This window comes from Streptomyces sp. NPDC090077 (assembly GCF_044747545.1).
Lineage (GTDB): Bacteria > Actinomycetota > Actinomycetes > Streptomycetales > Streptomycetaceae > Streptomyces.
The window spans coordinates 108596-123852 of sequence record NZ_JBIVEG010000012.1 but is presented as its reverse complement, the minus strand read 5'-3'; the positions used below and the strand labels follow the sequence as shown (position 1 = coordinate 123852).

General features: G+C 71.7%; 14 protein-coding genes. 7 read left to right on the top strand and 7 right to left on the bottom strand.

All coding sequences use genetic code 11. The features are described from left to right. Positions 1 to 78: 78 nt before the first annotated feature. From ACIPW5_RS21145 to ACIPW5_RS21130, 4 genes are read right to left on the bottom strand one after another with little or no spacing between them, the layout of a single operon-like run. Entirely contained in the window at positions 79 to 1488 is a 1410-nt protein-coding gene (locus tag ACIPW5_RS21145) for an FtsW/RodA/SpoVE family cell cycle protein (protein WP_401246973.1), read from the bottom strand. Next, positions 1476 to 2699, bottom strand: a complete 1224-nt coding sequence (locus ACIPW5_RS21140; RefSeq protein WP_401246970.1) for an LCP family protein — start codon at positions 2697 to 2699, stop codon at positions 1476 to 1478. Before ACIPW5_RS21140 ends, ACIPW5_RS21145 begins: the two co-directional genes overlap by 13 nt. Before the next feature lie 53 nt (positions 2700 to 2752). Then, positions 2753 to 4204 (bottom strand): sensor histidine kinase, encoded by a 1452-nt coding sequence (locus ACIPW5_RS21135; protein WP_401246967.1) that lies wholly within the window; start codon positions 4202 to 4204, stop codon positions 2753 to 2755. Beyond that, a complete protein-coding gene (locus tag ACIPW5_RS21130) occupies positions 4197 to 4877 on the bottom strand; it encodes a response regulator transcription factor (protein ID WP_401246964.1) in 681 nt (226 codons plus the stop codon). Before ACIPW5_RS21130 ends, ACIPW5_RS21135 begins: the two co-directional genes overlap by 8 nt. A 299-nt stretch (positions 4878 to 5176) precedes the next feature. Between ACIPW5_RS21130 and groES the strand changes: the two genes are divergently transcribed. After that, a complete protein-coding gene (groES, locus tag ACIPW5_RS21125) occupies positions 5177 to 5485 on the top strand; it encodes a co-chaperone GroES (protein ID WP_053682586.1) in 309 nt (102 codons plus the stop codon). Between the two features lie 110 nt (positions 5486 to 5595). Beyond that, positions 5596 to 7224 carry a chaperonin GroEL gene (groL, locus tag ACIPW5_RS21120; protein ID WP_401246961.1) on the top strand — a complete coding sequence of 543 codons (1629 nt, stop codon included), beginning with the start codon at positions 5596 to 5598 and terminating at the stop codon, positions 7222 to 7224. A 93-nt stretch (positions 7225 to 7317) separates the two neighbouring features. Here the strand turns inward: groL and ACIPW5_RS21115 are convergent, their stop codons facing one another. Beyond that, on the bottom strand, positions 7318 to 8010 hold the full coding sequence (locus ACIPW5_RS21115) for an ester cyclase (RefSeq protein WP_401246958.1): 693 nt from the start codon (positions 8008 to 8010) through the stop codon (positions 7318 to 7320). 74 nt (positions 8011 to 8084) lie between these two features. Next, positions 8085 to 8858, bottom strand: a complete 774-nt coding sequence (locus ACIPW5_RS21110; protein WP_401246955.1) for an SDR family NAD(P)-dependent oxidoreductase — start codon at positions 8856 to 8858, stop codon at positions 8085 to 8087. A 173-nt stretch (positions 8859 to 9031) separates the two neighbouring features. Here ACIPW5_RS21110 and ACIPW5_RS21105 point away from each other — a divergent pair, with 173 nt between their 5' ends. After that, entirely contained in the window at positions 9032 to 9949 is a 918-nt protein-coding gene (locus tag ACIPW5_RS21105) for a LysR family transcriptional regulator (RefSeq protein WP_401246952.1), read from the top strand. Between the two features lie 82 nt (positions 9950 to 10031). Here ACIPW5_RS21105 and ACIPW5_RS21100 read toward each other — a convergent pair whose 3' ends face one another. Further along, positions 10032 to 10358, bottom strand: a complete 327-nt coding sequence (locus tag ACIPW5_RS21100) for a WhiB family transcriptional regulator (RefSeq protein WP_030298281.1) — start codon at positions 10356 to 10358, stop codon at positions 10032 to 10034. A 379-nt stretch (positions 10359 to 10737) separates the two neighbouring features. Between ACIPW5_RS21100 and ACIPW5_RS21095 the strand changes: the two genes are divergently transcribed. The 4 genes from ACIPW5_RS21095 (at position 10738) to ACIPW5_RS21080 (ending at position 15246) form a co-directional block, all read left to right on the top strand. Beyond that, positions 10738 to 11349, top strand: a complete 612-nt coding sequence (locus ACIPW5_RS21095; protein ID WP_003948568.1) for a response regulator transcription factor — start codon at positions 10738 to 10740, stop codon at positions 11347 to 11349. 349 nt (positions 11350 to 11698) lie between these two features. Further along, positions 11699 to 12328: a sigma-70 family RNA polymerase sigma factor gene (locus ACIPW5_RS21090; protein ID WP_401246950.1), complete on the top strand. Its 630-nt coding sequence runs from the start codon at positions 11699 to 11701 to the stop codon at positions 12326 to 12328. Between the two features lie 148 nt (positions 12329 to 12476). Continuing rightward, positions 12477 to 13976, top strand: a complete 1500-nt coding sequence (gene guaB / locus ACIPW5_RS21085) for an IMP dehydrogenase (RefSeq protein WP_401246948.1) — start codon at positions 12477 to 12479, stop codon at positions 13974 to 13976. 145 nt (positions 13977 to 14121) lie between these two features. After that, complete coding sequence (locus ACIPW5_RS21080) at positions 14122 to 15246, top strand: GuaB3 family IMP dehydrogenase-related protein (RefSeq protein ID WP_385761775.1); 1125 nt, start codon at positions 14122 to 14124, stop codon at positions 15244 to 15246. Positions 15247 to 15257 lie beyond the last annotated feature (11 nt).

Genomic DNA, 15257 nt, shown 5'->3' with positions numbered 1-15257 from the left:
CTGCGCTTCCGCGCTGCTCTGATCGCCCCAGGGGGTCGAGGGGGAGATGGCGGGCCCCCGCCGCGAGCCGCCCCCCCCTCAGCGCACCCCCGCCCCCGCCACCACCACCGGGGTGATCGTCGTTTCGGCCGGGCCCAGGGCGTCCGCTTCGCGTTGGCGTTCCGCGCTGTCGCTGATCCGCAGCAGCAGGGCGATCATGATCCAGTTGGCCAGCAGTGACGAGCCGCCCTTCGCCAGGAAGGGCAGGGCCTTGCCGGTCAGGGGGATCAGGCCCGTCACGCCGCCGGCGACCACGAAGACCTGGAGCGCCAGTGCCGCCGCCAGGCCCACCGCCAGGAGCTTGCCGAACGGGTCCCGCGCGGCCAGCGCCATGCGCAGGCCTCGCTGGACGAGCAGGGCGTAGATGATCAGTACGGCCATGACCCCGGCCAGGCCGAGTTCCTCGCCCACCGTCGTCAGGATGAAGTCGCTGCGCCCCGCGAACTTGATCAGTTCCGGGTGCCCCATCCCCAGGCCGGTGCCCGAGACGCCGCCGGTGCCGAAGCTGAACAGCGCCTGGGCCGACTGCTCCGAGTTCAGGCCCTGCGGAGGGTTCGGGGAGTAGATCGCCAGGGGGTTCAGCCAGGCGGCGACGCGCGCCTTGACGTGGGGCTCCGTCGAGCCCACGACGAAGGCGCCGACGGCCGCCATGAGCAGGCCGCACACGATCCAGCTGGTCCGCTCCGTGGCCACGTACAGCATCACCACGAAGACGCCGAAGAAGATCAGCGACGTACCGAGGTCGCGCTCGAAGACGAGCACGAGCAGCGAGATGATCCAGACCGTGATGATCGGCCCGAGCTGCCGCATCGGCGGCAGCCGCATGCCCAGGAACTTCCGGCCCGTCAGGGCCAGGGAGTCGCGGTGGATGACCAGGTACCCCGCGAAGAAGACCGCGATCATGATCTTCACGAACTCGCCGGGCTGGAGCGAGAAGCCGAAGAGGATGATCCAGCGCTTGGCGCCGTACGTGTCCGCGCCGAAGAACGCCGGTGCGATCAGCAGCACCAGCGCGACGGCCATCGTGATGTAGATGAAGCGCTGGAGCAGCCGGTGGTCGCGCAGCAGCGCCACCACCAGGATGCAGGCGGCGACCCCGACCACCGTCCACATCAGCTGGTCGGGCGCGTTCGCCGCGGAGTCGTACCGCTCGATGTAGCCCTGGTCGAGCCGGTGGATGAGCACCAGCCCGAGCCCGGTCAGGAGCATCGCGAGCGGGAAGATCAGCGGGTCCGCGTACGCCGCGAACCGGCGGATGCCCAGGTGCCCCACCAGCGACAGCAGCGTCAGGCTGATGACGAAGCTGGCGAGGTGCTGCGGCAGCTCGCCGTTCATGGCCAGTCCGGCGCTGACGTGCCCGAACACCGCGATGCCGATGACCAGGAGCAGCAGCAGGGCTTCGGTGCGGCGGCGGGCGCCCGCCACCGTCAGGGGCCTCAGTCCACGCACGGGATACCGCCGCCGTCGATGGCGCCCTTCTCGGGCTGCGGCGGGGGCGGGGCGGATGACGGGGGCGAGGACGGGGAAGAGGGGGAAGAGGACGGCGCGGCGTCCGGCGCACCCGGGGTCGTCGCAGGGGTGGACCGGGGCCCGATCTGCTCGGCAATGAGGCGCTTTATCTTCATATCATCTACGACGTTGATGTCCTCCCCATGGTTCCTTCCGAAGGACTCGACGGGGAGTGTCGTGAACCGCACTTTGCTCCCGGACAGGTTCTTCGCCTGCTTCACGAAGGACAGCAGGTCCCATCCCGCGTCCGTCACGACGTCCTCCTTCGCCGTGTCGATGAGCTTGAGCAGCTTCACCGGGTCCGTGAAGGTCCCGGCCGAGTTCAGCTTCTGCGTCGCGCCCGCGAGGAAGGCCTGCTGCCGCTTCGTCCGGTCCAGGTCGCCCATCTCCAGCCCGTGCCGCTGCCGTACGAAGGCCAGGGACTGCCGCCCGTTCAGGGTCTGCCGGCCCGCCGGGAAGTCGGCGCCCGAGTACGAGTCCTTCACCGGCTTGTTCAGGCAGACCGGTACGCCGCCCAGCGCGTCCGCGAGGTGGTAGAAGCCGGCCAGGTTCAGCTCGGCGAAGTGGTCGACCGGAACCCCCAGGAAGTCCCGCACCGTCTCGATCTGCGCCCGGCGCCCCGCCTCGCGCCCCTCCTGCTCCAGCCGGCGCCGGTCCTTCACGCCGTCCCGGGACAGCTGTTCCTCCTTGGCGGCCTTCGCCAGCCCGTACGCCTTCTTGATCTTGTCCTTGCGGCCCGCACCCTGCCCGCCGGCCATCTGCACGAAGTCGTCGCGCGGTATCGAGAAGGCCTTCGCCTCGCTGCCGTCGCCCGGTACGTGCAGCAGGATCAGGGTGTTCGCGTTGTAGCCGCCGATGTCCGAGCTCCCCGCGTGGAGCTGGTCGAGGACCGCCTCGGGCAGCGGGTCGCCGTTCTGGTCGCGCCGGCTGTCCAGGCCCATGAGCAGGATGTTCACATCGCCGTTCGCCGACTTCGCGGCGCCGTCCAGGGCCTTGGAGCTGGCGATCCCGGACGCGAGGTCGTGGTACACGTACCAGGCGCCGCCGCCCGCCATCACCGTCAGCGCGCACCCCGTGATCAGCAGCGTGCGCGCGAGCCGTCGGCGCCGTGAGAGCCTGCGGTGGCCGGTCTTCCTCCGTTGAGCGCTCATACCGCCCGATCCTGGCGCAGCGGCGCTGAAGGAATCCTGAGGAGGCGGCGCCCTCAGCGGTGCGGGCCCTCCGTCGGGAGGTGCAGCTCCAGCAGCGCGCCCCCGCCCGGCGCGGCCAGGGCGCGTACGTCGCCCCCGTGCGCCCGCGCGATCTCCCGGGCGATGGCCAGGCCCAGCCCGGTGCCGCCGCTGGCCCGGCCCCGGTCCGCGTCGAGGCGTACGAACCGCTCGAAGACCCGGTCGCGGTCCGCCTCCGGGATCCCCGGGCCGTCGTCGGCCACTTCCAGCACCGCCCGCCCGTCCCGCGCGGCCGCCCGCACCACCACCTCGGCGTCCGCGTACCGCAGGGCGTTGTCCACCAGGTTGGCCAGGGCCCGTTCCAGCCGCGCCGGATCCCCGTACGCCGGCACCGGCGCGGGCGCCTCCAGCCGCAGCGCGACCCGGGGCGCGGGCCGCCGGGCCGCGTCCTCGGCGGCCAGCAGCGCGAGGTCCACCGGCTCGGGGCGGGGCGCGGGTCCGCCGTCGAGGCGGGCCAGGAGCAGCAGGTCGGCGGCGATCCGCTGGAGCCGCTCGGTGTCGGCCAGCGCGGCGGCGACCGACGCCCGGTCGGGGCGCGGCATGGCGAGGGCCACCTCCAGCCGGGAGCGCACGGCGGCGAGCGGGTTGCGCAGCTCGTGCGAGGCGTCGGCGGTGAACTGGCGCTGCCGGGCGTCGGAGCGCTCCAGCCGGTCGAGGGTGTCGTTGACGGTCCGGGCCAGCTGGGCGATCTCGTCGCCGCCGCCGGGGTCGGGCACGCGCCGGTCCAGCTCGCTCGCGGTGACGGCGGCCAGCCCGGTGCGGATCGCGGTGACCGGGCGCAGTGCGCGGCCGGTGGCCCACCAGGCGAGGGCCGCGGCGAAGGCGGTCAGCGGGGGAGCGCCGGCGAGGAAGCCGACGGCGATGGCGCGGGTGGCGTCGTCGACGTCGCCGAGCACGGTCATCGCGTACACGGTGTGTGGGTCGTGCGCGCCCGGCGGTCCGGGGGCCTCGACCGCGACGACCAGGTGCCGCTGCGCGCCGGGTCGGGCGGGCGGCAGTACGGCCGAGCGGGAGTCCTGGCCGGGGCCGGGGCGCAGTCCGGCGGGGGGCGGGGGGTCCTTGGGGGTTCCGGCGGCGGTGCTGGCGACGTCGTGGCCGCGGGCGTCCCGTACGAGGACCAGGTCGACGCCGCCTTCGGGCGCGGGCAGCCGGCCGCCGGGCGGGAGGGTCCGGGTGTCGAGCTGGGCGGCGACCTTGCGGGCGGCGAGCTCGGTGCGGCCGGTGGTGTTGTCGAGGAGGTTGGTGCGCATGAGGCTGTAGAGCCACAGCCCGCCGGTGGCGAGGACCGCGGCCATCGCGAGGGCGGCGGCGAGGGCGGTCCGCGCGCGCAGGTTCCCGACGAGCGGGCCGGTCCTGCGGGGTCCGGTGCCGCCTGCGCCGCTGCCGCTCGCGCCCCCCGCGCCGCTGCCGCCCGCGCCCCTACCCACCGTCGGGCGCCATGCGGTAGCCGGTCCCGTGGACGGTGAGGATGGAGCGGCGGCCGAAGGGGGCGTCGATCTTCCTGCGCAGGGAGGAGACGTAGACCTCGACGATGTTCGGGTCGATGCCGTGCGGGGCGTCCCAGACCTCGTCGAGGACGTCCTGCTTGGGGACGGCCCGGCCGGGGCGCCGCATCAGGCAGGCGAGCACGCCGATCTCCCGGGCGGTGAGCTCGATGTCGCGGCTCCCGCGGCGGCAGCGCCGGTCCAGCGGGTCGAGGAAGAGGTCCCCGGCCCGGAGCACGGCGGGTTCGGGGGCGGCGGCGCGGCGGGCGAGGGCGCGCAGCCGGGCGGCGAGCACCAGGAAGGAGAAGGGCTTGGTGAGGTAGTCGTCGGCGCCGGCGTCCAGCCCCTCGGCCTCGTCCTGCTCGCCGTCCCGTGCGGTCAGCATCAGGACGGGGGTGGGGTCGCCGTGGGCCCGCATCCGCGCGCAGATCTCGGCGCCGCCGGGGCCGGGGAGCATCAGGTCGAGCAGGACGGCGTCGTACGGTCCGCCGGTGAGGGCCAGTTCGAGGCCGCGGTGGCCGTCGTGGGCGACCTCGACGCGGTGGCCCTCGGCGGACAGGCCCTGGCGGAGGGATTCGGCCAGGTTCTCTTCGTCTTCGACCACGAGGATGCGCACACCCCAAGCCTCACATACCGGGCAGCGGCTCTTCCGGGCCCCGGTGTCCGGCGAGGTGCTCCCGGCGGGGTCGGGGTTCAGCCGAACGGGGGGTTCGGCGGCCGGAATACGTGGAAGCGGTGGACCGTGTTGGCACTCCGCTTGACCGAGTGCTAATCGCCGGAATAGTGTCGCACCTGGCACTCGCCCCCGGTGAGTGCCAACACAGCGACAGGCAGGTCCGGCACCCGCGACGACGGATCGACCTGGTCGCCACCTCAGACAGTTAACCCCGGATCTCCGAAGGGGGAGGTCGGATCGTGACGACCACCAGCTCCAAGGTTGCCATCAAGCCGCTTGAGGACCGCATCGTGGTCCAGCCGCTCGACGCCGAGCAGACCACGGCCTCCGGCCTGGTCATCCCGGACACCGCGAAGGAGAAGCCCCAGGAGGGCGTCGTCCTCGCGGTCGGCCCGGGCCGCTTCGAGGACGGCCAGCGTCTCCCGCTGGACGTCAGCGTCGGCGACATCGTGCTGTACAGCAAGTACGGCGGCACCGAAGTGAAGTACAGCGGCGAGGAGTACCTCGTCCTCTCGGCCCGCGACGTGCTCGCGATCGTCGAGAAGTAATTCGCTTCAAGAAGTTTGCTTGAGCTGCGCCCCTGGTCACCCCGCTGATTGCCGGGCGGCGAGGGGCGCGGTTCGTTAAACCTAGTTTTCGAGAGGGCTGAACCGCTCCCATGGCGAAGATCCTGAAGTTCGACGAGGACGCCCGTCGCGCCCTCGAGCGCGGCGTCAACAAGCTTGCCGACACGGTCAAGGTGACGATCGGCCCCAAGGGCCGCAACGTCGTCATCGACAAGAAGTTCGGCGCCCCCACCATCACCAACGACGGTGTCACCATCGCTCGCGAGGTCGAGCTGGACGACCCGTACGAGAACCTGGGCGCGCAGCTCGTGAAGGAGGTGGCGACCAAGACCAACGACATCGCGGGTGACGGCACCACCACCGCCACCGTGCTGGCCCAGGCGCTCGTCCGCGAGGGTCTGCGCAACGTCGCCGCCGGCGCCTCCCCGGCCTCCCTGAAGAAGGGCATCGACGCCGCGGTCAAGGCCGTGTCCGAGGACCTCCTCGCGACCGCCCGCCCGATCGAGGACAAGTCCGACATCGCCGCCGTGGCCGCGCTCTCCGCGCAGGACGCCCAGGTCGGCGAGCTCATCGCCGAGGCGATGGACAAGGTCGGCAAGGACGGTGTCATCACCGTCGAGGAGTCCAACGCCTTCGGCCTGGAGCTCGAGTTCACCGAGGGCATGGCCTTCGACAAGGGCTACCTGTCCCCCTACATGGTCACCGACCAGGAGCGTATGGAGGCCGTCCTCGACGACCCGTACATCCTGATCAACCAGGGCAAGATCTCCTCCATCCAGGACCTCCTGCCGCTGCTGGAGAAGGTCATCCAGGCCGGTGGCTCGAAGCCGCTCCTGATCATCGCCGAGGACGTCGAGGGCGAGGCCCTCTCCACCCTCGTCGTCAACAAGATCCGCGGCACCTTCAACGCGGTCGCCGTCAAGGCCCCGGGCTTCGGCGACCGTCGCAAGGCGATGCTCCAGGACATGGCCACCCTCACCGGTGCCACCGTCATCGCCGAGGAGGTCGGCCTCAAGCTCGACCAGGCCGGTCTGGACGTCCTCGGTTCCGCGCGCCGCGTGACCATCTCCAAGGACGACACGACCATCGTCGACGGTGGCGGCAACGCCGCTGACGTCGCGGGCCGCGTCAACCAGATCAAGGCCGAGATCGAGTCCACGGACTCCGACTGGGACCGCGAGAAGCTGCAGGAGCGCCTGGCGAAGCTCGCCGGCGGCGTCTGCGTCATCAAGGTCGGCGCCGCCACCGAGGTGGAGCTCAAGGAGAAGAAGCACCGCCTCGAGGACGCCATCTCCGCCACCCGCGCCGCGGTCGAGGAGGGCATCGTCTCCGGCGGTGGCTCCGCGCTCGTCCACGCCGTCAAGGTCCTGGAGGGCAACCTCGGCCTGACCGGCGACGAGGGCACCGGCGTCTCCGTGGTCCGCCGCGCCGCCGTCGAGCCGCTGCGCTGGATCGCCGAGAACGCGGGCCTCGAGGGCTACGTCATCACCTCGAAGGTCGCCGAGCTCGACAAGGGCCAGGGCTTCAACGCCGCCACCGGCGAGTACGGCGACCTGGTCAAGGCCGGCGTCATCGACCCGGTCAAGGTCACCCGCTCCGCCCTGGAGAACGCCGCCTCCATCGCCTCCCTGCTGCTCACGACCGAGACCCTGGTCGTCGAGAAGCCGGCCGAGGAAGAGGCCGACGCCGGTCACGGCCACGGTCACGGCCACAGCCACTGACGCGTCCGCGCGCTTCGACAGGAAGGCCCCCGTCCCGCCGTTCACACGGTGGGGCGGGGGCCTTCCCGTCTGCCGGGGCCGCCTGGCCGGGCGTCAGCCCATCATGCCCAGCTGCCGCATCAGGGCCATGGCGTCGTAGTGCCACCAGCCTTCCTTGATCTTGCCGTCCTGACACCGGAAGACCGTGGTGCCGGTCATCGTGCAGGTCCTGCCGGTGGGGGCGACGCCCATGAACTCGCCCTTGTGCATGCCGGTCCAGGTCCACAGCGTGGTGACGTAGTCGTCCTGCGCCATCTGGGCGTCACGGGTGAAGGAGAAGTCGAAGGCGGCGCGCCACATCCCGACGTCCTCGCTGATCGCGGCGTAGCCGTGCTTGTCCTCGGGGTTGGAGATGTCGTGGTCGTGGTAGTCCGGGGCGAAGACCTCCTCGATGGCGGACATGTCGCCCTTCATCGCGATGTCGTCGTACATCCGGTTCACCAGCAGGGTGTTGAGGTGCTCGTCGCGGACCGTGTCGAGGTTGGTGAACGTCGGCATGCCGTCGCACAGGGCCATCATCTCGTGGAACATCCGGTCCGTCTCGGGGAGGTTGGAGTTCTTCATGGCCTCCTCGTACGAGGGGAACTCGACGAAGTTCACGTAGTGGTCCGTCTCGTCGCGGTCCTGACCCACGACGCTGTGGGTGACCGTGCGCTTGCCCTGGCTCTGGGCGACGTACTTGTCCAGCAGGTCGTTCATCGCCTGGGGCTGGTGAGTCCTGTAATCAACCAGTTGTACGAATGTCATGGTGGGCTCCCGTGCTGGGTGGGACATGTCCAGTTTAGGGAGAATTCACCCGTTCAGCCCGGTATACCGGCGGGTCACTGGGGGCCGTACTTGCGCCCGGTGCGGGAGGACACCCCGCCGAGCAGCCCGCGCGGCGTCAGCTTCACCACGCCCATCAGCGCCTTGTAGCGCGGGTCCGGGATCGACACGGTCTTGCCGCGCGCCAGGTCGGCCAGGGCGGCGGCCACCAGCTTGTCCGCGTCGAGCCAGAGCCAGCCCGGGATGTTGTCCGTACCCATGCCGGCCCGCTGGTGGAACTCCGTCCGCACGAAACCGGGGCACAGGGCCATCAGCCGCACCCCGGACCCGCCGAGGTCCCGCGCCGCGCCCTGGGTGAACTGCACGACCCAGGCCTTGCTGGCGCCGTAGGTGCCGCGCGGCACGAAGGCGGCCACCGAGGCCACGTTGACGACCCCGCCGCGGCCGCGCGAGCGCATCGACTCCGTCGCCGCCGAGGTCAGCCGCAGCACCGCCTCGATGTGCACCTTCAGCATGGTCAGCTCGTCGGCCATGGAGACTTCGAGGTAGCGGCCCTTGTTGCCGAAGCCCGCGTTGTTGACGAGCAGGTCCACCGGGTGCGTCCGGTCGCCGAGGCGGGTCTCGACGGCCTTGATGCCCTCCTCGGTGGAGAGGTCGGCGGCCAGCACCTCGGCCTCGATGCCGTGCCGGTCGTGCAGCTCGGTCGCCTGTTCGCCCAGCCGCGCGGTGTCGCGGGCCACCAGTACGAGGTTGTGGCCCTGGGAGGCGAGCCGCCGGGCGAAGGCGGCGCCGATGCCCGCCGTGGATCCAGTGATCAGCGCAGTCGTCATGTGCGCAAAATAGCCGCCCGCGCCGACGCGCGTGCTTCCGCGGGTACGTGCGTGCGATCCCGTGTTCCCCGGGCCCCGCGGTGCGGCCGTGCCGGGCGGCCGCACCTGCCCCTTCCTCAAAGCGGCGGCTGGGGGATTGGCGTCGCGGTCAAAGCCGGTCTTATGCTCGAAGGGTGATCGAGGCACGCCACCTCCGGATCCTGCGCGCCGTCGCCGGGACCGGTTCCTTTTCCGCCGCCGCCCGCGAGCTCGGCTGCACCCAGCCCGCCGTCTCCCAGCAGATGAAGGCCCTGGAGCAGTCCGCCGGGACCCCGCTGCTGGTGCGCACCGGCCGCGAGATGCGGCTGACCCAGGCCGGCGAGGCCCTGGTGCGGCACGCCGCGGGGATCCTGGCCGGGCTGACGGCCGCCGAGGAGGAGGTCGCGGCCATCGCCGGGCTGCGGGCCGGCCGGGTCCGGCTCGTCTCCTTCCCGAGCGGCAGCTCCACGCTGGTGCCCACCGCGCTCGCGGCGATGCGCGCCGCGCACCCGGGGACCCGTATCTCCCTGGTCGAGGCGGAGCCGCCGCGGTCGGTGGAGATGCTGCGCGAGGGCGACTGCGACGTGGCGCTGGCCTTCCGCTACGGCGCGGACGGGCCCGCGGCGGGGTCGGCCGGGGGCGCGGCCGAGTGGGAGGACCTGGTGGTCACCCCGCTGCTGACCGACCGGCTCGTCGGGCTGGTTCCCGAGGGGCACCGGCTGGCGGGTGCGGAGCGGGTGGGGATGGCCGAGCTGGCCGACGAGCCGTGGATCGCGGGCTGTCCGCGCTGCCGCCGCCATCTGGTGGAGGTGTGCGAGGGGGCGGGCTTCACCCCGCGGATCGACTTCGCCACCGACGACTACCCCGCCGTGGTCGGGCTGGTCGGGGCGGGGCTGGGGGTGGCGGTGCTGCCGGAGCTGGCGGTGGAGTCCGTCCGTGCGAAGGGCGTGAGCACCCTGGCGGTGGAGCCGGCGGTGGAGCGGGAGGTCGTGGCGCTGACCCTGCCGGACCTGGCGCGCGTGCCGGCGGTGGCGGCGACCCTGGGCGAGCTGGTGCGGGCCGCCGCCCGCTGACCGTACGGGGCGTACGGCCAGGCGGGTGACGGCCCGGACCCGAGTCGTGGCGGTGCGCCCGGGAGGGCGCGCGGGTCGGCCGTCAGTGCGGCGGGACGGGGCCGATCGTGCTGGAGGCGGGGATCAGCCGGTGCCGCGCACGGCCCATGAGCTCCTCGCGTTCGTCCTCGGTGAGCCCTCCCCACACCCCGTAGGGCTCTCGGACGGCGAGTGCGTGCGCGGCGCATTCCGAACGCACCGGGCAGCGCATGCAGACCTCTTTAGCCGAGGCCTCGCGCGCACTCCTGGCCGCGCCCCGCTCGCCTTCCGGGTGGAAGAAGAGGGAGCTGTCGACCCCGCGGCAGGCGGCCAGCAGCTGCCAGTCCCACAGGTCGGCGTTCGGTCCGGGGAGGCGGGAGAAATCTGCCATTGGTAGTCCTCTTGGTGCCGGGTACTACGCGGATACGGTCCATGTCTCCACACCTACTGTCGTAGTAGATGTAAATATGACTCATTGGGACCCTAGCCTCAGACACATGGCAAACGGAAGGAAAGCCGCCAAATAGGGCATAGCTCCAGATGGAGGACAGTCGGCGCGCGCCTCCGGCGTGGTGATCGCTCCCTCACGTAGAGTGCCGAAGGTGTCCGTCCGACCCGTAACTCTTTCGAGTGACCATCGTTGAGAGAGCGAGTGCGGTTGAAACGAGAGGTTCCCGGACAGGTGTCCGAGGGCATCGACCGCACAGGTGACGATACGTACCAGCCTGGAGGCTCAAGGTGACGCGCATCAGCAGCTGCGGAGGGCGGTCATGACTTCCGTCCTCGTCTGCGACGACTCCCCGCTTGCCCGAGAGGCGCTCCGTCGCGCGGTTGCCACCGTGCCCGGCGTCGAGCGTGTGACGACGGCTGCCAACGGCGAGGAAGTCCTCCGCCGCTGGGGTGCCGACCGCTCCGACCTGATTCTGATGGATGTACGGATGCCCGGTCTGGGCGGTGTCGAGACGGTCCGCCGGCTCCTGTCCGCCGACCCGGGTGCCCGCATCATCATGCTCACGGTCGCCGAAGACCTGGACGGGGTGGCCCTCGCGGTCGCCGCCGGCGCCCGTGGCTACCTGCACAAGGACGCTTCGCGCGCCGAGCTGCGGGCCACGGTCACCCAGGCGCTCGCCGACCCGACCTGGCGACTGGCCCCGCGCCGGCTCCGCTCGGCCGAGATGGGGGCCGCCCCCACCCTGACCGCGCGCGAGATCCAGGTGCTGGAGGGCATGAGCCACGGCCGGTCCAACGCGGAGATCGGGCGCGAGCTCTTCCTCTCCGAGGACACGGTCAAGACCCACGCCCGCAGGCTCTTCAAGAAGCTCGGCGCCTCGGACCGGGCGCACGCCGTGGCGCTCGGCTTCCGCTGGGGTCTCGTCCGCTGACGCGGCACGGGCGGCCGGCGGCGGTCGCGGTCCCGTCCGCCGGCGGCGGACGGGGCGGCAGGCGTCCGCCGGCGCCGCCGGGACGGAAGCCGCGGAAGTCCCGCCGCACCCGGTGTTGCGCCGGGGATTGGCGGGGCACAATCCGGGGGACGTGTCGCTTCGGGCGCGATGCCGCATCCTTGATGGTGTGCCGCATTCTTGGAGAGATCGAGTCCCGCGGGACGACGATTCGGGCCGAGCGGAGGGGAGGGCGCAAATGATGAGTTCCGGCGCACCCGCTCATAACGCTTCGATGCACAACACGGACCGCGGTGCCGCGAACGCTCCCGCGCCAAGGCACCATGGATTGATGCGCGACGACGAGGCCCAGGGGTCACCCGCGGCCACAAGCCCCACCGGCGCCGCCAAAGGCGGCAACGCCGGGGCCGTCGGCGCGCTCGTACGCCGTGCCGTCGACGGGGACGAGCAGGCCACGCACGACCTCCTGGCCTTCGTGCACCCCCTCGCCCTGCGCTACTGCCGCACCCGCCTGTCGCGGCTCCCGGGTGACGCCCGTCACTTCGTGGAGGACCTCGCGCAGGAGGTCTGCGTCGCCGTGCTGATGGCGCTGCCCCGCTACCGCGACACCGGCAGGCCCTTCGAGGCCTTCGTCTTCGCCATCGCCGCGCACAAGGTCGCCGACCTCCAGCGCGCCGCCATGCGGCACCCGGGGAGCACGGCCGTCCCCTCCGACGAGATGCCGGAGCGGCCGGACGACTCGCTCGGCCCCGAGGAGCGGGCGCTGCTCAGCAGCGACGCCGCCTGGGCCAAGAAGCTCCTCGCCAACCTGCCGGAGAACCAGCGCGAGCTGCTCGTCCTGCGGGTGGCCGTCGGGCTGACCGCGGAGGAGACGGGCCAGATGCTAGGCATGTCCCCCGGAGCCGTGCGCGTCGCCCAGCACCGGGCCCTCAGCAGGCTGCGCGCGCTCGCCGAGCAGTGACCCCCACCGGAGGGGCGGGTTCCCTTTTGTGGGGCTTCCTGTCGTAGGAACCCACGAAAATCGTGGTTGACCTTGGTCGTGGAATGAGACGCCCCGGGATCCCGTTAGCATGGACATCCGCGCTGAGCAAGACCATTTGGAAGGTGTCATGACCGCCGACGGAGTACCCGACAAATTCGCCACGCTCGGACTGACCTACGACGACGTGCTGCTGCTGCCGGGCGCGTCGGACATGGCTCCGGACGAGATCGACACCTCCTCGCTCATCTCGCGCAACGTCCGCGTGAACGTTCCGCTGCTGTCGGCAGCCATGGACAAGGTCACCGAGTCCCGCATGGCCATCGCGATGGCCCGCCAGGGCGGCGTGGGCGTGCTGCACCGCAACCTCTCCATCGCCGACCAGGCCAACCAGGTCGACCTGGTCAAGCGCTCCGAGTCCGGCATGGTCACCGACCCGATCACGGTGCACCCGGACGCGACGCTGCGCGAGGCCGACGAGCTCTGCGCCAAGTTCCGCATCTCCGGCGTCCCGGTCACCGACCCCGCCGGCAAGCTGCTCGGCATCGTCACCAACCGCGACATGGCCTTCGAGTCGGACCGCAGCCGCCAGGTGCGCGAGGTCATGACCCCGATGCCGCTGGTCACCGGCAAGGTCGGCATCTCCGGCGTGGACGCCATGGAGCTGCTGCGCCGCCACAAGATCGAGAAGCTTCCGCTGGTCGACGAGGCGGGCATCCTCAAGGGCCTTATCACGGTCAAGGACTTCGTCAAGGCCGAGAAGTACCCCAACGCCGCCAAGGACAAGGACGGCCGCCTGCTGGTCGGCGCCGCCGTCGGCGTCGCCGGCGACGCGTACGAGCGCGCCCAGGCCCTGATCGAGGCGGGCGCCGACTTCATCGTCGTCGACACCGCCCACGGCCACTCCCGCCTGGTCGGCGACATGGTCTCCAAGATCAAGTCGAACTCCTCCGTCGACGTCATCGGCGGCAACGTCGCCACCCGCGACGGCGCCCAGTCGCTGGTCGACGCCGGCTGCGACGGCATCAAGGTCGGGGTCGGCCCCGGCTCCATCTGCACCACCCGCGTCGTCGCCGGCATCGGCGTCCCGCAGGTCACCGCGATCTACGAGGCCGCCCTCGCCGCCAAGGCCGCGGGCGTCCCCGTCATCGGTGACGGCGGCCTCCAGTACTCCGGCGACATCGCGAAGGCCCTCGTCGCGGGCGCCGACACGGTGATGCTCGGCTCGCTGCTCGCGGGCTGCGAGGAGTCCCCGGGCGAGCTGCTCTTCATCAACGGCAAGCAGTTCAAGTCGTACCGCGGCATGGGCTCGCTCGGCGCGATGCAGTCCCGCGGCGAGCGCAAGTCCTTCTCCAAGGACCGCTACTTCCAGGAGGGCGTGGGCGGCGACGACAAGCTCATCCCCGAGGGCATCGAGGGCCAGGTGCCCTACCGCGGCCCGCTGTCCGCGGTCGTCCACCAGCTGGTCGGCGGCCTGCGCCAGTCGATGTTCTACGTCGGCGGCCGCACCGTCCCCGAGCTGCAGGACCGGGGCCGCTTCGTCCGGATCACCTCGGCGGGCCTCAAGGAGAGCCACCCGCACGACATCCAGATGACGGTGGAAGCGCCGAACTACTCCCGTAAGGGCTGAGCACGACGATCGCCCGAGGGGGCGGGCCCGGCCGGGCCCGCCCCCTCGGGCGTGTCCGGGGTCGTCCGTACAGCGGTCACCGGAACGCGGCTCCCCGCCGTTCGGGGATACTGGACGGGCAGACCCAGAGGAAAGGCCACCACACGTGACTGAGATCGAGATCGGGCGCGGCAAGCGCGGCCGCCGGGCGTACGCCTTCGACGACATCGCCATCGTCCCCAGCCGGCGTACGCGGGACCCGAAGGAGGTCTCGATCGCCTGGCAGATCGACGCGTACCGCTTCGAGCTCCCCTTCCTGGCCGCCCCCATGGACTCGGTGGTCTCCCCGCAGACCGCGATCCGCATCGGCGAGCTCGGCGGCCTCGGCGTGCTGAACCTCGAAGGCCTGTGGACCCGCTACGAGGACCCGCAGCCGCTGCTGGACGAGATCGCGGAGCTGGACGAGGCGACGGCCACCCGCCGTCTCCAGGAGATCTACGCCGCGCCGATCCAGGCCGACCTGATCGGTCAGCGGATCAAGGAGGTGCGCGACTCGGGCGTCGTGACCGCCGCCGCGCTCTCCCCGCAGCGCACCGCGCAGTTCTCCAAGGCCGTCGTCGACGCGGGCGTGGACATCTTCGTGATCCGCGGCACCACCGTCTCGGCCGAGCACGTCTCCGGCGCCGCCGAGCCGCTGAACCTCAAGCAGTTCATCTACGAGCTCGACGTCCCGGTCATCGTCGGCGGCTGCGCCACCTACACGGCGGCCCTGCACCTGATGCGCACCGGCGCGGCGGGCGTCCTCGTCGGCTTCGGCGGCGGCGCCGCGCACACCACGCGCAACGTGCTCGGCATCCAGGTCCCGATGGCCACCGCCGTCGCGGACGTGGCCGCGGCCCGCCGCGACTACATGGACGAGTCCGGCGGCCGCTACGTCCACGTCATCGCCGACGGCGGCGTGGGCTGGTCCGGCGACATCCCGAAGGCCGTGGCCTGCGGCGCCGACGCCGTGATGATGGGCTCCCCGCTGGCCCGCGCCACCGACGCGCCGGGCAAGGGCAACCACTGGGGCATGGAGGCCGTCCACGAGGACGTGCCGCGCGGCAAGAAGGTCGACCTCGGCACCGTCGGCACCACCGAGGAGATCCTCACGGGCCCGTCGCACACCCCGGACGGCTCGATGAACTTCTTCGGCGCGCTCCGCCGCTCGATGGCCACCACGGGCTACAGCGAGCTCAAGGAGTTCCAGCGCGTCGAGGTCACCGTCGCGGACTCGCAGCACAGCCGCTGACCCCCACCGCA